Below are 16,079 nucleotides of genomic sequence, written 5' to 3'. Positions count from 1 at the left end.
AGGAGGCGACGATGCATGCAACCGCTCGACCCGGCGCGCTGTCGCGCCGCAGCTTCCTCGTCGGCAGTGGCGCCGTCACGGTGGGTCTCGCGTTCGACCGCCTGCCGCAGGCGCACGCGCAAGGCGCCGGCTTCTCGCCGGTGGCGTGGGTCACGATCGCGGCCGACAACACGGCGACGATCTACTCGCCCGCCTCCGAGATGGGCCAGGGGACGATGACGGCGATCCCGATGGTGTTCGCCGAGGAGATGGAGCTCGACTGGAACAAGGTGCGCGTCGTGCAGGCGCCGCCGAACCCGCGCCTGTTCGGCAACCCGCGCTTCGGCGGCGGGCTGACCACCGGCGCGTCGCGCACCGTGCAGGGCTACTACGAGCCGCTGCGCCTCGCGGGCTTGCAGGGCAGGCTCGTGATGCTCGGCGCCGCGGCCAGCGCGTGGGGCGTACCGGTGGCCGAGCTGCGCGCCGAGAACAGCACCGTCGTCCACGTGCCCAGCGGCCGGCGCGTGACCTACGGCGAGCTGGCGAAGACGGCCACCGCGCCGGCCGAGCTGCCGAAGGTCGACAAGACGATGCTCAAGCCGATGGCGCAGTTCAGGATCATCGGCAAGGACCTGCCGCGCGTCGACGTCGAGGCCAAGACCAACGGCACCGCCGTCTACGGCATCGACGTGCGCCTGCCGGGGATGCTGTACGCGTCGCTGCTGCCGGCACCGGTGCAGGGCGAACGCGCCGAGAGCGTCGACGACGCGGCGGCCAGGGCGGTGCCCGGCGTCAAGGCGGTGGTGACGCTGCCCACCGGCGTCGCGGTGGTCGCCGACTCGTTCCACACTGCGCGCAAGGCGCGCGAGCTGCTGAAGGTCACGTGGACGCGCAGCGCCAAGGCCCGCGCGTACGACTCCGACGCCGCGATGAAGGAGTTCGTCGCGCGCGCCGAGAACCTCGCCGACGCCGGCGTCACCTGGCACCAGCACGGCGACGCGCCGCAGGCCATCGCCGGCGCCGCGCGCACGTTCAAGGCCACCTACACGAGCGAGCACGTCGCGCAGTTCACGATGGAGCCGATGAACTGCACGGCCAAGGTCGACGGCGAGCGCATCGAGCTGTGGGTGCCGTCGCAGACGGTGGGCTTCGTCGTCGGCGGCGTCGCCGCGGCCGGCGGCTTCAAGCCGGAAAACGTCAAGGTGAACATCACGCTGCTCGGCGGCGGCTACGGCCGCCGCGTCGAGGCCGAGTACGCCGTCGACGCGGCGCTGATCGCCAAGGCGGTGCCCGGCGTGCCGGTGCAGCTGATCTGGACGCGCGAAGACGACATGCACCGCTCGAAGCCGCGGCCGATGACGGCGCAGCACCTGATCGCCGGCGTCGACGCGCAGGGCCGCATCGTCGGGCTGCAGCACCGCGTGACCGCCGAGCAGATCTACGGCCGCGTGCTGCCCGGCCCGTTCAAGGCCGGCGGCAGCAAGGACGTGCCGGTGATGGAAGGCTCCGAGGGCGTCTACGACTTCGGCAGCCATCTCGTGCAGCAGTGCCTCGAGGACCGCGGCATCGCGTGCAGCTTCTGGCGCGGCGTCGGCCCCGGCTACCTGAAGTTCGCGCTCGAGACGCTGATCGACGAAATCGCCACCGCCTACCACCGCGACCCGCTGCAGGCGCGGCTGGAGCTGCTGGCCAAGTCGCCGCGCGGGCAGGCGGTGCTGCGCGAAGTCGCGGCGATGTCGCGCTGGAGCGAGCCGCGCCCGGCCGGCCGCGCGCTCGGCATGGCGTTCTCCGACACGTGGAACAGCTTCATCGGCATGGTCGTCGAGCTGTCGCTCGACCAGGGCAAGCCGGTGGTGCACAAGATCTGGGCCGCGGTCGACTGCGGGCACGCGCTGACGCCGCGCAACATCCAGACCCAGATCGAGGGCAGCGCGCTGTTCGGGATGTCGGCCGCGCTCGGCGAGAAGCTGACCTACAAGGGCGGCGAGCCGCAGCAGAAGAACCTCGACACCTACCCGTTGCTGCGCGCCAACGCCACACCCGAGGTCGAGGTCAAGGTGATGCCGACCGATCACTACCCCGGCGGCATCGGCGAGGTCGGCCTGCCGCCGGTCGCACCGGCGATGGCCGACGCCATCGCCAGGCTGACCGGCAAGCGGCTGCGCACGCTGCCGTTCCCGGCGACGGTGGCCTGACGGCACGTCGCCGCGGCACACGGCCCGCCCCGCCCGGGGCGGGCCGTGTCGCTTCGTGGGCCTACCATCGCGCGATCGACGGGAGGGCGAGGCATGAAGGTCACGGTGGTCGGGCTCGGGGCGATCGGCGGCTTCGTCGCGGCGCGGCTGCTCGCCGCCGGGCACGACGTGCAGGCGCTCGCGCGCGGCGCGACGCTGGCGGCGGTGCGCGCGCGCGGCCTCGCGCTCGCGCACCGCGACGGCACGACGACGCATCACGCGATCACCGCGAGCGACCGCGCCGAGTCCCTCGCCCCGGCCGACCTCGTCGTCGTCGCGCTGAAGGGCCCGGCGCTGGTCGCCGGCCTCGATACGCTGGCGCCGCTGCTGGCACACCGGCCGCTCGTGCTGCCGATGATGAACGGCGTGCCGTGGTGGTTCCTGAAGACCGCGCCGCAGCCCGACGCGCGCCCGCTGCAAAGCGTCGACCCCGGCGGGCGCATCGCCGACGCGATCGCACTCGACGACGTGCTCGGCGCCGTCGTGCACGTCAGCTGCAGCTGCCCGGCGCCCGGGCACGTCAGGCACCACAACGGGCTGCGGCTGATCGTCGGCGAGCCGCGCGGCGGCGCAAGCGAGCGCGTGCAGCGCGTCGCGGCGCTGCTGGCCAGCGGCGGCTTCGAGGTCGAGACGAGCACCGACGTGCGCCGCGACGTCTGGTACAAGCTGTGGGGCAACATGACGATGAACCCGGTCTCGGCGCTGACCGGGGCCACCTGCGACCGCATCCTCGACGACGACCTGGTGCGCGCCTTCATGGCGCGCGCGATGGACGAGGCGGCGGCGATCGGCGCGCGCATCGGCTGCCCGATTGCGCAGGGTGCCGACGAGCGGATGGCGCTGACGCGCCAGCTCGGCGCGTTCAAGACCTCGATGCTGCAGGACGCCGAAGCCGGTCGGCCGCTCGAGCTCGACGCGCTCGTCGGCGCGGTGCGCGAGATCGGACAGCGCGTCGGCGTGGCCACGCCGCACGTCGACACGCTGCTCGGGCTGACGCGGCTGATGGCGCGCACGCGCGGCCTGCTGCCGGCATGACAGCGTGATGACGGCCGCAGTGTGCGTCCGCACTGCTGTCGCCAGCCCGCCGCACCCGCAGTGGGTTCACGCACTGGCTATTGAGCAGGATGCGTGGATTGTTTAATCTCCGATTGGCCCGTGGCCGGCATGTTTCCTGCGGTTGCGGCGCTGTCGGAGGTGGTTGTCTTGGACGTGTTGCAGCTCGACGTGTCAGGCCGGCCCCAGGCCTGGATATCGGCCCGCGAGGCCGCGGTCATCTACGCCAGCGACGGCGTCGCGTGGACGCTCGGCGACGCCGTCCACGTGCTGCGCGGCGGCATCCAGCGCACGACGGGGCGGCAGTCGCGCATCGAGGTGCACCCGATCATCGCGGTGCGCGGCGCGATCCCGAGCCGCGCGTGGCGCCAGACGCCGGCGCTGTCGAACCCGAAGCTGTTCGCGCGCGACCGGCACGTGTGCGCCTACTGCGGTGGGCGCTTCGCGTTCGACGAGCTGACGCGCGAGCACATCGTGCCGACGTCGCGCGGTGGCGACGACAGCTGGATGAACTGCATCACGGCGTGCAAGGCGTGCAATGGCCGCAAGGGCAACCGGCTGCCCGAGGAGGCGCGCATGAGCCTGCTGTACCTGCCGTACGTGCCCAGCCTGCACGAGGACATGATCCTGCGCGGGCGGCGCATCCTCGCCGACCAGATGGAATTCCTGCTCGCCGGCGTGCCGCGCTCGAGCCGGCTGCACGGCTGAGCCGCGCGTCCCGAGCGGGCGCCGCGGAACCGCGACCGGCCTGCGCTGGTCAACAATCGGGCGTGCCGCCGCGTTGTGATGGCACCACCCCGGAGACCCCGATGACCCGCACCCTGCTCGCGCTGGCCCTGGCCGGCGCCCTCGCCGCCTGCTCCACCACCAGCCCCGACGTCGTGCAGCGCGGCGACGCGCAGCGCCTGTCGACCGTGCAGGACGCGACGGTGCTGTCGGTGCGCGACGTCGTCGTCGACGGCTCGCAAAGCGGCACCGGCGCGGCCGCCGGCGGCGTCGTCGGCGGCGTGCTGGCGAGCTCGGCGAGCAGCCGCAGCGCCGAGTCGATCGCGCTGGGCGTCGTCGGCGCGGTGGCCGGCGCCGTCGTCGGCAACACGATCGAGCGCGCGTCGACGCGCGAGCAGGCCGTCGAGCTGATCGTGCAGCTGCCCAGCGGCGAGCGACGCGCGATCGTGCAGGCCAAGGGCGACGAGCAGCTCCGCCCCGGCGACGCGGTGATCCTCGTCACCTCGGGCGGCAGGACACGCGTGACGAAGGCGCCGCCGGGCACCGTGCCGACGGCGGCCAAGCCCGAGCCGGTCTACGCGCCGGGCGCGCGCCCCTGACCGCCGCCCGGCGGCTCGCTACAGGTCGAGCACCAGCCGCGCCGACTTCGCGCGCGAGCAGCACGGCGTGAACTGGTCGTTGGCGGCCTGCTCCTCGGGCGTGAGGTACAGGTCCCGATGGTCGGGCGTGCCCTCGAGCACGCGCGTCAGGCAGGTGCCGCACACGCCCTGCTCGCACGAGGTCGGCACCTCGATGCCGGCGGCGGCCAGCGCCTGCACCACCGTCTGGTCTTTCGGCACGACGACGACGCGCCCCGAACTCGCGAGCTGCACCTCGAACGCGGTGTCGCCCTCGGCGGGTGCGGCGTCGGCGGCGAAGAACTCGTAGTGCAGCTGCGCCTCGGGCCAGCCGCGCGCGCGTGCGGTGCCGAGCACGGCGTCCATGAAGCCCTTGGGCCCGCAGACGTACAGGTGCGTGCCGGGCTGCGGGGCGGCCAGCAGCGCGGCGATGTCGAGCTTCTGTCTGGGCTCGCCGTCGTCGAAGTGGAACTGCACGCGCTGCGCGAACGCGCTGCCGCGGATGCGGTCGTGGAACGCGGTGCGCGCGCGCGAGCGCGTGCAGTAGTGCATCTCGAAGTCGGCGCCGGTGGCGGCGAGCCGCTCGGCCATGCACAGGATCGGCGTGACGCCGATGCCGCCGGCCAGCAGCAGGCTGCGGCGCGCCTCGTGCGCGAGCGGGAAGTGGTTCTTCGGCGCGCTGACGGTCAGCACGTCGCCCTCGTGGACGCGCTCGTGCATCGCGACCGACCCGCCGCGCGAGGCCGGGTCCTTCAGCACGCCGATCAGGTAGCGGTGGCTCTCGCCGGGTGCGTTGCACAGCGAGTACTGGCGCGTGAACCCGCCGGGCACCTGCACGTCGATGTGCGATCCGGCCGAAAACGGCGGCAGCGCACCGCCGTCGGCGGCGACGAGCTCGAAGGTGCAGATGTCGAGCGCCTCGACGGCCTTGCGCGCGACGCGCACCTGCAGCGCGACCGACGCACTCATGCCGCCACCGGCGTTGCGGCATCGCGCTCGGCCGCGACGAGCCGCTCGATGATGCGTCGCGCCTGCACGCCGCCGAGGTCGGTGTTGAGCGACAGCAGCTTGCGCTGCGGCTGCGCCGACAGGTTGCGCTGCTGCGACTCGAGCATCTCGAGGTCTTCTTGGAACACATTGCCCTGGGCCTCGCGGATCGACGCCGTCAGCGCCTTGTCGGCGGGGCGGAAGTTGCGCGCCAGGCCCCAGAAATACCACATCGTGGTCTCGGTCTCGGGGGTGATCAGGTCGACGACGATGCCCGAGGTCTTGACCTCGGCGGGCGCCTCGAAGCCGCCGTGGCCGGCGAGCGCGACGCCGACGTCGATGAACACGTTCGACGGCGGCACGAAGCGGCAGCGCTGCCAGCGGTCGACGGTGGCCTCGGGATCGTGACCGTTGCCGCGCATCGCGGCCTGCCAGAACGGCGGCGCCTTGACGCCGGGCATCTCGCGCTTGGTGATGACGACGTCGCCCTCGGTCGTCGTCTGCGGCACGACCTCGTCGAGCTCCTTCTGGCCGATGCTGGTGGCGTGCACGTACTTCTCGTGCGTCAGGTCCATCAGGTTGTCGATCATCAGCCGGTAGTCGCAGCGCACGTGGTACATGCCGCCGCCATAGGTCCAGGCGGGGTCTTCGGCCCACGCGAGGTGCGGCAGCCGCGCGGGGTCGGCGCGGCTCGCATCGCCGGGCCAGACCCACACGAAGCCGTACCGCTCGATCACCGGGAAGTGCCGGATCGGCGGGAAGCCGCGCACGCGCTGGCCGGGCATCGCGACCGTCTTGCCGTCGCAGCCCATCTCGAGGCCGTGGTAGCCGCACACGAGCTTGCCCTCGACGACGCGGCCGAGCGACAGCGGCGCGCCGCGGTGCGGGCACCAGTCCTCGAGCGCCGCAGCCTGCCCCTCGGGGCCGCGGAAGAAGACCATGCGCTCGTTGCACACGGTGCGCCCCAGCGGCTTGTCGTCGATCTCGTGGGGCATGCAGGCGACGTACCAGGCGTTCTTCGGGAACATGGCGTGGATCCTTTCGGGGGCAGGGTCGGGGGTGACGCTCAGCGCGCCGCGGCGCGGCGGCGCAGCAGGCTGGCGCCGGGGATGCGGTGCAGCGTGCGGTGGCTTTGCAGCGCATCGCGCAGGTTCTGCTGCGCGATGCGCGCGTGCTCGCGCATCAGCGCCTCGGCGCGCGCGCCCTCGCGGCGCGCGATCGCGTCGATCACGGCGCGGTGCTGCGCCTGCGCGACGAGCAGCGAGTCGCGCGAGCGCGGCTGGTCGCCGCCGACGCGCACGAAGCCGTTGGGCGACGCGAACGGCAGCGTCTTCACGCGCTCGAGCTGCCGGCGCACGAGCTCGCTGCCGGCCATCTCGGCGAGCAGGTCGTGCCAGCGCGCGTTGAGCTCGGCGTAGGCGCTGAACGCGGCCTCGTCGAGGGCGGGCGCCGCGAGCACCTCGTCGATGCCGTCGAGGCACTCGCGCGCCTCGGCCAGCAGCACCGATGCGGCGCCGCGCTCGGCGGCCAGCCGCGCCGCCAGCCCCTCGAGCGTGCCGCGCAGCTCGATCGCGTCGTGGATTTCGTCCTCGCTGAAGTCCTTGACGACGTAGCCGCCACCGGGCAGCGCGTCGAGCAGACCCTCCTCGCTGAGCTTGGACAGCGCGGCGCGGATCGGCGTGCGCGACACGCCGAGGCGCTCGACGAGCGCGAGCTCGGCGATGCGCTGCCCCGGCGCGAGTTCGCCACCGACGATCAGCTCGCGCAGCCGCAGCTGCGCCTTGACGGTCTGCGAGACGCCGGCGGCGTCGTCGGCTTCGGTGGATGCACCCATCATTGAATACGTACTGTATACATCCTGTATGCTAATTGCGCGACGGCCGCGACCGGCTCCGGGTTAACCCGAGGCGGATTGGCGCGCCAGCGGCCGGCGGTACCATCGCCGGCCGATCCACCACCCCGTACCACCCCGCCGAGGAGAGACCGCGATGACCGCCCGCACCACGCCCCCGTTCCGCGCCGACCACGTGGGCAGCTTCCTGCGCCCGCCGTACCTGCTCGAGGCGCGCGAGAAGAAGGCCCGCGGCGAGATCACGGCCGAGCAGCTGCGCGCCGTCGAGGACAAGGCGATCACCGAGATCGTGCAGTTCCAGCGCGACGTCGGCATGCAGGCGATCACCGACGGCGAGTTCCGCCGCACCTACTTCCACATCGACTTCCTCGAGCAGCTCGGCGGCGTGGCCACCGAGATCCCGCTGTCGGTGCAGCAGGCCGACGGCTCGGTCAAGCTCGCGCCGCCGGTGATCAAGGTCACCGGCAAGGTGCGCCACGTGAAGGACATCCAGCGCGCCGACTTCGAGTACCTGAAGAGCCAGGTCGAGCAGCACGCGCCCGGCTGCACGCCGAAGGTGACGATCCCGTCACCGACGATGCTGCACTTCCGCGGCGGCCGCGCCGGCATCGACCGCGTCGCCTACCCCGAGCTCGACCCGGTGTTCTACGACGACGTCGCCAAGGCCTACGGCGAGGAGCTGCAGTCGCTGTACGACGCCGGCTGCCGCTACGTGCAGATGGACGACACCAACCTCGCCTACCTGTGCGACGAGAAGATGCGCGAGGCCGCGCGCCAGCGCGGCGACGACCCCAACGAGCTGCCGCACCGCTACGCGCAGTTCATCAACAAGGTCGTCGCGCTCAAGCCCGCGGGCATGACGCTGGCGATGCACCTGTGCCGCGGCAACTTCAAGAGCACCTACGCCGCCGAAGGCAACTACGAGCCGGTCGCCGAGGCGCTGCTGTCGGAGATGAACCTCGACGCGTACTTCATGGAGTACGACGACGAGCGCTCGGGCGACTTCCGCCCGCTGCGCTTCCTGAAGCCCGGCAAGATCGTCGTCCTCGGCCTCGTGACGACCAAGTTCGGCCGGCTCGAAAACAAGGACGACCTCAAGCGCCGCATCGACGAGGCGGCCAAGTACGCGCCGCTCGACCAGCTGTGCCTGAGCCCGCAGTGCGGCTTCTCGAGCACGGTGCACGGCAATCTGATCGCGGTCGAGGACCAGCGCCGCAAGCTGGCCCTCGTCGTCGAGGTCGCGCGCGAGGTGTGGGGCACCTGAGCCCCGTCCGGCCCGTGCGTCGGGCCGCGCTCAGCGGCCCACGCGCAGGCTCACGATGACCGCGGCGCCGACCTCGCGGTTGCGCAGCGTCGGCATCACCGCGATGCCCACCTCCCGCGACGGGCGCAGCGACACCACCGGCACCACCGCTGCCTCATCGGGGTCGTGGCCCGTCATCTGCACGCCGGTGCGGTTCAGGCGCGCCAAGCCGAGCGCGAAGGGGGTACCGCCGAGAGACCCACGGGTCGCGGCCGGTATCCATACGACGCGGGCATACGGTTCGCAACCGAACGCAGCAATCTCGGTGGCTGCTCGGCGGGTACACGCTTTCGCGTCTGCCACGGCGCATGCGGCCACCACGGCAAGCAGCCCTACCCCCAGCCGGCTCAGCGCACGGGCCTGCGCGCCGGCCAACGTGTTGACGCTCGCTCTCAGAACGCTTCCTCGCATACCCACCCCCACTGTCGTGATGGACCGCCGTGGCAGCCGCGCCCTCGGACCATGGAACCGAGCGTAGACAGTGCGGCCTTTACAGGGGGTGTTGCCGCCGTAAGGCCCGTAACGCGCCCCGCGGCCGGCAGTTACAGGCGCTCGGCAATACCTTCCAACACGGCAATAAGTCGCAGATCGCAAGCTATATTCCGGCGCCTTGCCGGCCGCATTGCGGCGACCTCACTGGAAGGACACATCTCCAATGGTTGCGCAGTCGTCTCGCCACCTCGTTGCGTTGTGCGTCGCTGCCGCACTGGGCCTGGTCGCAACACCAGCGATGTCGGCCGAACCCGGCCTGTTCACGCCCAACGTCGCTCTGCGCGACCAGCTGCTGCGCGCACGTGACGCCGGTCGGCTCGCGGCGCCGCTCATGATGTGGCCGGTGACGGCCGCAACGGCACGCGCGGCAGGCATCGCCACGTCACCCTGCCCGTCACGCATCTCGTTCGACTTGCAGGCTCACGATGGCGAGCGTGTCGTGCTCGGCTTCGGCGACGGCACCCCGGTCGACTGGCGCGTCAGTGCAGCCGTCTGCGCCAGTGCCGGCGACAACGCTTTCGGCGTTCTGCGCATCAACACCGAGGAATGGGGCGACGAGCAACGCACGCAGCTCGACGGCAGTCACGCCGGATTCATCTGGAACGGCGTCCTGGTCACCGCCGGCGCGGTCGAGCGCTTCTGGGGACCGGGCTGGGCAGGCAGCCTCATCCTGGGAGACAACGCGCGCCCGGTGCCGGCGTTGTCGCTTCGGCGCGCCGACGCGACCCGCGCATTCGAAACCCCCTGGCTCGCCTGGCTCGGCCCGTGGGATGCCGAGGTGTTCCTCGGGCAGCTGCAGGGACACACCGAGCCCCGCGCACCCAAACTGTTCGGCCTGCGCGTGGAAACCGCACCGCGGCCGTGGCTGACCGTCGGCGCGTCGCGCGCGATCCAGTGGGGCGGCCGGGGCCGCGACAACTCGCTGGGCTCGCTGTGGGATGCCTTGGCCGGCCGCGACAACACCGGCACGAACAACGAGCCCGGCAACCAGCTCGGCGGATTCGACGCACGGGTGTCACTGGCCGGCCTTGGCGCGCCGATCGCGTTGTATACGCAGTGGATCGGCGAGGACGAGGCGGGCTATCTGCCCACCAAGTACCTCACGCTCTTCGGCGCCGAGACATGGTTCCAGGGCGGCGGCTGGCGCTGGCGGGCTGTGCTCGAGCGCGTTGACACCGTGGCGGGGCTGAAGGACGAATACCCGGGAACGGCATACCGGCACTTCATCTTCCAACAGGGTTACACCCAAGATGGTCGCGTGCTCGGCTTCAGTCTGGGCACCGACATCCGTGCCACGGTCGCCTCGTTGCACGCGTTCAGCGGGAACGGCTGGTCGCTGTCACTGGCCGCGCTGAACGGTCGTGCCAACCCCTACGCGGTCGCCGGATTGCCGTACGCGGCCAAGTCGCCGCTGCGCGGTCTGGAATGGCGATTGCGTGCACCACTGGGTCGCGACACCCACATCGAAGTGCGTCTGGGCCGCAGTCATTACACATGGGCCGCTTCGACCCCGATCGACGAGACCATCGCAGGCCTGTCACTCGAGGTGCGGCTGCCGTGAGCCCCAGGTGTGAGGGTGCCGCAGGCGCGGCGGCTGGACAGGCCACGGTCACGACCGGCCGGTACCGTCACCGCGCCACAAGGCCCGCACAAGACCCCCGAGACTCCAACAGTTGGATTCAAGCAATGAAGCATCTGGCGCAATGCCTGGCTGCCCCCGCGCAAGATCTCGCGCGGCAATCGCTGCGGCTGATGGGTGCCGTTTTGGCGGCCGTTGCCGCCACGGCAGCGGCGCAAGGCGTGCAGCCGACTCAACCCGCCCCCACCCCCGCATCGTCGGTGCCGAGCGATGCCTTGCCGCAACCCGGGGTCACGCCGAAAGTTCCTGATGCAGCGATGTGGCAACGCCCACCAGGCATGCCCAGCGCGATGCCGCAAGCGGCTCCTGTGGCCGACGCCGCCACGCCCATGCCGCCGACACGCAAGTTGCCCCCCTTGGAAACGACCGCGTTCCAACGCTTCGTCGCCGACACCAGCGGGGTCAAGGCACCGATCTTCGGAGCCAACCTGTTCGACGAGACTTCGCCGGCCTTCACACCGATGGCTGGCGTGCCCGTGCCGGCCAACTACGTGATCGGCCCTGGCGACGAGGTGCTGGTGCGCTCCACCGGCGTGCTCGACTTTGAGCTTCGCCTCACGGTCGACCGTAACGGTCAAGTCGTGCTGCCGAAGGTCGGTCCGGTGCAGCTCGCCGGGGTGCGCGTCGCGGAGCTCGAGCCGTACCTCACGCGCGAAGTCAGCCGCAGCTTCCGCAACTTCACGCTGTCGGCCACGCTCGGCCAGTTGCGTTCGATCGACATCTATGTGGTTGGCCAGGCGCGGGCTCCGGGCAAGTTCACGGTCAGCAGCCTGACCAGCCTCGTCAATGCGATCTTCCTGAGCGGCGGCCCCAACGCGAACGGCAGCATGCGCCGCATCCAGCTCGTGCGCGACAGCAAAGTCGTCGCGGACTTCGATCTGTACCGCTTCATCCTCCAGGGGGACCGCAGCCGTGACGAACGTCTGCTGCCTGGCGATGTGATCGTCTACTCCTCGGCCGGGCCGCGTGTCGCGCTGCTGGGCGCCACCAAAGTACCCGCGATCTACGAACTGACCGATGCCGATGGCACGATCGCCGATCTTCTGTCGTGGTCGGGGGGGATACCGGTGCTCACGGCGCCGCAGCGCGCATTGCTCGAGCGCATCGAACCCGCGCAGTCCGTGCCGCGCCGCGTCGAGGAGTTCTCGCTCGACACTGCCGGGCTGCAGCGGCGACTGCGCGATGGCGACGTGATCACGCTGCTGGCGATCAGCCCGGAGTTCGCCAACGCAGTGACCCTGCGCGGCAACGTCGCGCAGCCGCTGCGCTATCCACACCGACCCGGCATGCGCATTCGCGACCTCATCCCGGAGCCGGAGGCGCTGATTACCCGCGACTACTTCCGCCGCAAAAACATCCTCGTGCAGCCGGCCGTCGTCGACGCCGAGGTCTTTGCCGAGAGCATGCGCAGCAGGAATGCGCTCATGCAATCGCCCGGCCGCGACACCGAGGTCTTTGCCGAGAGCATGCGCAGCAGGAACGCGCTCACGCAGCCGCCCGGCCGCGACACCGAGGTCTCTGCCGAGAGCATGCGCAACGATGTGCGCAACCTGCTCGACGAAGTGAACTGGGACTACGCGGTCATCGAGCGGCTCGACCGCAGGGAGCTGACCACCCGGCTGATCCCGTTCAACCTCGGCCGCGCCGTGCTGCAGGGTGATCCAGCGCACAACCTGGAGCTGATGCCCGGCGATGTCGTCACCATCCTCGGCAAACGCGACTTGGCCGTACCGCAGCAGCGTCAAACACGGCTGGTTCGCATCGAAGGCGAGGTGACCGCCCCCGGCATCTACGAAGCCCTGCCCGGCGAAACCCTGCCCTCACTGCTGACGCGCGTCGGCGGGGCCACGCGCGAGGCCTATCTGTACGGCACCGAGTTCACACGCGTCGGCGTGCGACGTCAACAGCAGCAGAACCTTGAACAGCTGGTGCGTCGGCTCGAAGAAGAGGTCGGGGCGGCACTGGCCACGCGTCAGGCCAACCTCACGACTGCAAACGCACAGGATGCCGCCGCCGAGCAGCAGCGCTTGCTGCTCGAAGAGCGCCTGGCACGCGAGCGGCTGCAACGCCTGCGCAACCTCCAGCCCACCGGACGGGTGGCGCTCGCGCTCGATCCGGCGGCGCCGGCACTGCCCGACATTCCGCTCGAAGACGGGGACCGCATCGTCGTGCCGGCGCGCCCTTCTTTTGTGCAGGTCGTGGGCTCCGTCTACAACGACAACGCATTCATCTGGCGCGAAGGCCAACGCGTGCGCGACTATCTCAAGAGCGCCGGCCTGACCGAAGGCGCCGACGAAGACGCCGTCTTCGTGTTGCGCGCCGACGGCAGCATCACAGCCGACCGGCAGCGCCGCGGCTGGCTCTTCGGCGGAGGCAACGGCGTGCTGGACCTCGCGCTGTTGCCGGGCGACACCATCGTCGTGCCGGAAAAGGTGAACCGCGAAACCCGCTACACCGCGTTCATGCGTGGCTTGAAAGACTGGACGCAAATCATCTACCAGCTGGGTCTGGGTGCGGCAGCGATCAAGGTGCTGCAATGAGCGCGCACGAGCCCACCACGACCGCCGCCGAGGGCAGCGATGACGAAATCAGCCTGCTCGACCTGCTCGTCGTGCTGGCCGAGCACTGGAAGCTGCTCGTCTTCGGCCCGCTGGCTGCGGGCCTCGCGGCGCTGGGTATCACGTTCGTCATGACCCCGATCTTCACGGCCACGACGCGCATCCTGCCGCCGCAACAACAGCAGTCGACCGCCGCGATGGTCGCGCAGCAGCTCGGCGCGCTGGCGGGCATTGCAGGCGCCGCGACGGGCCTGAGGAATCCGGCCGACCAGTACGTCGCGCTGCTCAAGAGCCGCAGCGTTGCCGACCGATTGATCGAACGCTTCGACCTGCTACGCGTATACGACAAGCAATATCAGCAGGACGCCCGCAAGGAGCTCGAAGGCAACACCAGAATCAGTGCCGGCCGGGATGGGCTGATCACGATCGACGTCGAGGACGAAGACCCAACACGCGCCGCAGGGATTGCCAACGCCTACGTCGAAGAACTGGGCGAGCTGGTCAAGCGGCTCACTCTCACCGAAGCGCAGCAGCGCCGTGCATTCTTCGAAAAACAGCTCGAGCAGGCGCGCGACGGACTGAAGCGTGCGCAGCAGGCGCTGGCCGCAGTCGGCATCAGCGAGTCCGTGCTCAAGGCCGAACCGCGCGCTGCAGCCGAAGGCGTCGCGCAACTGAAGGCTGCGGTCACCGCCAAGGAAGTCCAGATTTCCGCAATGCGCGGTTACTTGGCGGAAACGAGCCCCGATTTTCGCCAGGCGCAGCAGGAACTCGCTGCTCTGCGCGCGCAGTTGGTCCGCGCCGAACAGTCCGACCCGAAAGCGTCGGCCGCCGGTGTGACGCAGGACTACATCTCCCGCTACCGTGATTTCAAATACCAGGAAACGCTGTTCGAACTGATGGCCAAGCAGTACGAGATCGCGCGCCTGGACGAAGCGCGCGAGGGCGCTCTGATCCAAGTCGTCGACGCAGCAGTGCCACCGGAGCGCAAGAGTCGGCCGAAGCGCGCTCTTGTAGCAATCGTCACGACCCTCGCCACCGGCTTCTTGCTGCTGATTGCGGTGTTCGTGCGTCGGGCGTGGCGTCGCGCCGCGGCGACGCCCGACGGCGCGGAGCGCTTTGCTGCGATCAGCGCTGCGCTGGGTCGACGCCTCACTTGATCCGTCATGTGCGGTATTGCGGGCGTCCTGAGGTACGGCGATGCCGCTACAGCTCTTGTGCAGCGCCAGGAGCTGCGGCGGAGGCGCGACGCGATGGCGACGCGCGAGCCCGGCGGCGCTGGCGAATGGTCCCGCAATCGGGGACACGACATGGAGCCCACGCATCGCTTGGCTTGGCCAATGAGGAACGGAGATCGGACGGCGGTTTTAGAGTGATGCGTGTACTGTTTTTGATTGCCAGTGTCAGCGCTGCGTTGATGCCCTCTGTTCCGGAGTTGACGGACCCGAGGGCATTCATTTTTTTGGGGACGACGGGACTGCTGCTTCTGATGTGGTTTGCAGCCCGCATGCTGTCTGGCCGTGTCCCACGCTCGCTCGCTGCAGCATCCTTGATGTGCTTTCTCATGTGGGTCGGACTGTCGGCGTTCACAGCATTTCTTTTTGACACCGATTTCAACCTCTGGTGGCGTGGCACGATACCGTTCTGGTTCCTCGCCGTCTTCTTCCCTGCTTACGACTTAGCCCGGGAAGATCCAGAATGGATCATTCGAGTGCTCGGCGCATCGGCCGGTGTATGGTTACTGCATACATTCGTCAGCAGCGTTGGCGCAGTATCTCAAGTTTTGAGCGGCGAGGTGCAGCGCATCACACATGCGACGGAAGCCTGGGCCGCGTTTCAGTTGCCCTACGCCATGATTGGGCTGGCAGTCACCCTTTTTCGTCCGCTGACGCACGCGCCGTGGATTCGTTGGCCCATGGCCATTGGTTTCACGATAATGCCGCTACTCGCCGTAAGCCGAGGGCAGATAACAGCGGTCGCCGGGTTGTGGTTGGCCTACGTGACTCTGCAACCGAGGCGATTGAGGTCGAGATCTATCGCTATCTTCCTGGTTTTTTTGGCGGGCATAGTGGGGCTACTCATGAGCTCTGAGCTCGGCCCTCTTGTGCTGCAGCGGTTTTCTGACACCGACCACAGCGAGAGTTCGCGAGCCGCTGAGCTGCGCTACGCGCTGGCACAGTTCAGCCAGTCACCGCTCGTGGGCAAGGGCCTGGGCCATCAAATCCCTGCGGAGATCACATTTCTGGGAGACTGGAATGTCATCATGGACGCCGGCGTGGATTCTGTTGGATACATGCACAACGTGGTGGGCTACCTGTTGATGAACCTCGGTCTTCTGGGCTTTTTGAGCTATGGAGGCTTCGTTTTCGCTGGCTTCCGAGGCGGCTGGATCGCACGGCGATCTACGGATCGCCGACTCTTGGCCGCCACGCTCCTCTCGCTCGCGTGCCTGCTGTGGTGGTTCATGTTTCAAGCAGCTTTCAGGCTTGTTCAGTGCAATTTGTTGCTGGCGACACTCGTTGCGGTTCTGGCGGCTGTCGCACAGCGAAAAGGGTCCTTCGTCATTTCGTGTGGAACACAACACTCACAATGCTCCCCTGGTTGTTGAGCCCGGTGGGCATGTGTGCAGGCCGCTTGTCGGC

General features: G+C 69.5%; 13 protein-coding genes. 9 read left to right on the top strand and 4 right to left on the bottom strand.

Translation table 11 applies throughout. From position 1 onward, the window contains the following. Positions 1-11: 11 nt before the first annotated feature. The 4 genes from MOJ79_RS15070 to MOJ79_RS15055 all read left to right on the top strand — a co-directional run bounded on the left by MOJ79_RS15070 (position 12) and on the right by MOJ79_RS15055 (position 4,591). The gene (locus tag MOJ79_RS15070; protein ID WP_241924895.1) at positions 12-2,174 is read left to right on the top strand and encodes a xanthine dehydrogenase family protein molybdopterin-binding subunit; all 2,163 of its coding nucleotides are present in this window, start codon (positions 12-14) and stop codon (positions 2,172-2,174) included. A 93-nt stretch (positions 2,175-2,267) separates the two neighbouring features. Then, positions 2,268-3,248 (top strand): ketopantoate reductase family protein, encoded by a 981-nt coding sequence (locus MOJ79_RS15065; RefSeq protein WP_241924894.1) that lies wholly within the window; start codon positions 2,268-2,270, stop codon positions 3,246-3,248. A gap of 168 nt (positions 3,249-3,416) precedes the next feature. Continuing rightward, complete coding sequence (locus tag MOJ79_RS15060; RefSeq protein WP_241924893.1) at positions 3,417-3,974, top strand: HNH endonuclease; 558 nt, start codon at positions 3,417-3,419, stop codon at positions 3,972-3,974. A 101-nt stretch (positions 3,975-4,075) separates the two neighbouring features. After that, the gene (locus MOJ79_RS15055; RefSeq protein WP_241924892.1) at positions 4,076-4,591 is read left to right on the top strand and encodes a glycine zipper 2TM domain-containing protein; all 516 of its coding nucleotides are present in this window, start codon (positions 4,076-4,078) and stop codon (positions 4,589-4,591) included. Positions 4,592-4,609: 18 nt separating this feature from the next. On the opposite strand, the gene MOJ79_RS15050 is transcribed toward MOJ79_RS15055, so the two are convergent. From MOJ79_RS15050 to MOJ79_RS15040, 3 genes are read right to left on the bottom strand one after another with little or no spacing between them, the layout of a single operon-like run. Continuing rightward, positions 4,610-5,578, bottom strand: coding sequence for a PDR/VanB family oxidoreductase (locus MOJ79_RS15050; protein ID WP_241924891.1), 969 nt, complete (start codon positions 5,576-5,578; stop codon positions 4,610-4,612). Next, positions 5,575-6,624 (bottom strand): aromatic ring-hydroxylating dioxygenase subunit alpha, encoded by a 1,050-nt coding sequence (locus MOJ79_RS15045; RefSeq protein ID WP_241924890.1) that lies wholly within the window; start codon positions 6,622-6,624, stop codon positions 5,575-5,577. The genes MOJ79_RS15050 and MOJ79_RS15045 overlap by 4 nt, the downstream gene beginning before the upstream one ends. A gap of 38 nt (positions 6,625-6,662) precedes the next feature. Beyond that, positions 6,663-7,433, bottom strand: a complete 771-nt coding sequence (locus MOJ79_RS15040) for a GntR family transcriptional regulator (RefSeq protein WP_442863132.1) — start codon at positions 7,431-7,433, stop codon at positions 6,663-6,665. A gap of 151 nt (positions 7,434-7,584) precedes the next feature. On the opposite strand from MOJ79_RS15040, the gene MOJ79_RS15035 reads away from it, so the two are divergent. Beyond that, a complete protein-coding gene (locus MOJ79_RS15035; RefSeq protein ID WP_241924888.1) occupies positions 7,585-8,712 on the top strand; it encodes a 5-methyltetrahydropteroyltriglutamate--homocysteine S-methyltransferase in 1,128 nt (375 codons plus the stop codon). A 30-nt stretch (positions 8,713-8,742) separates the two neighbouring features. On the opposite strand, the gene MOJ79_RS15030 is transcribed toward MOJ79_RS15035, so the two are convergent. Next, positions 8,743-8,919, bottom strand: a complete 177-nt coding sequence (locus tag MOJ79_RS15030; protein WP_241924887.1) for a hypothetical protein — start codon at positions 8,917-8,919, stop codon at positions 8,743-8,745. A gap of 562 nt (positions 8,920-9,481) precedes the next feature. On the opposite strand from MOJ79_RS15030, the gene MOJ79_RS15025 reads away from it, so the two are divergent. The 4 genes from MOJ79_RS15025 (at position 9,482) to MOJ79_RS15010 (ending at position 16,045) form a co-directional block, all read left to right on the top strand. Further along, the gene (locus MOJ79_RS15025; protein WP_241924886.1) at positions 9,482-10,804 is read left to right on the top strand and encodes a capsule assembly Wzi family protein; all 1,323 of its coding nucleotides are present in this window, start codon (positions 9,482-9,484) and stop codon (positions 10,802-10,804) included. Positions 10,805-10,929: 125 nt separating this feature from the next. After that, positions 10,930-13,422, top strand: coding sequence for a polysaccharide biosynthesis/export family protein (locus MOJ79_RS15020; RefSeq protein ID WP_241924885.1), 2,493 nt, complete (start codon positions 10,930-10,932; stop codon positions 13,420-13,422). After that, positions 13,419-14,597 (top strand): GumC family protein, encoded by a 1,179-nt coding sequence (locus MOJ79_RS15015; RefSeq protein ID WP_241924884.1) that lies wholly within the window; start codon positions 13,419-13,421, stop codon positions 14,595-14,597. Before MOJ79_RS15020 ends, MOJ79_RS15015 begins: the two co-directional genes overlap by 4 nt. A 173-nt stretch (positions 14,598-14,770) precedes the next feature. Further along, the gene (locus MOJ79_RS15010; RefSeq protein WP_241924883.1) at positions 14,771-16,045 is read left to right on the top strand and encodes an O-antigen ligase family protein; all 1,275 of its coding nucleotides are present in this window, start codon (positions 14,771-14,773) and stop codon (positions 16,043-16,045) included. Positions 16,046-16,079 lie beyond the last annotated feature (34 nt).

This window comes from Calidifontimicrobium sp. SYSU G02091, assembly GCF_022631395.1.
GTDB lineage: Bacteria > Pseudomonadota > Gammaproteobacteria > Burkholderiales > Burkholderiaceae_C > Calidifontimicrobium > Calidifontimicrobium sediminis.
Note: the sequence above shows the minus strand (reverse complement) of the source record. Positions and strands in the feature narration are given on the sequence as shown.

Bases quoted from the DNA above. Each gene is read 5' to 3' on its own strand.
- MOJ79_RS15050 (WP_241924891.1), bottom strand. From the start codon at position 5,578: ATGAGTGCGTCGGTCGCGCTGCAGGTGCGCGTCGCGCGCAAGGCCGTC.
- MOJ79_RS15040 (WP_442863132.1), bottom strand. From the start codon at position 7,433: ATGATGGGTGCATCCACCGAAGCCGACGACGCCGCCGGCGTCTCGCAG.
- MOJ79_RS15055 (WP_241924892.1), top strand. From the start codon at position 4,076: ATGACCCGCACCCTGCTCGCGCTGGCCCTGGCCGGCGCCCTCGCCGCC.
- MOJ79_RS15045 (WP_241924890.1), bottom strand. From the start codon at position 6,624: ATGTTCCCGAAGAACGCCTGGTACGTCGCCTGCATGCCCCACGAGATC.
- MOJ79_RS15065 (WP_241924894.1), top strand. From the start codon at position 2,268: ATGAAGGTCACGGTGGTCGGGCTCGGGGCGATCGGCGGCTTCGTCGCG.
- MOJ79_RS15070 (WP_241924895.1), top strand. From the start codon at position 12: ATGCATGCAACCGCTCGACCCGGCGCGCTGTCGCGCCGCAGCTTCCTC.
- MOJ79_RS15020 (WP_241924885.1), top strand. From the start codon at position 10,930: ATGAAGCATCTGGCGCAATGCCTGGCTGCCCCCGCGCAAGATCTCGCG.
- MOJ79_RS15015 (WP_241924884.1), top strand. From the start codon at position 13,419: ATGAGCGCGCACGAGCCCACCACGACCGCCGCCGAGGGCAGCGATGAC.
- MOJ79_RS15035 (WP_241924888.1), top strand. From the start codon at position 7,585: ATGACCGCCCGCACCACGCCCCCGTTCCGCGCCGACCACGTGGGCAGC.
- MOJ79_RS15025 (WP_241924886.1), top strand. From the start codon at position 9,482: ATGTCGGCCGAACCCGGCCTGTTCACGCCCAACGTCGCTCTGCGCGAC.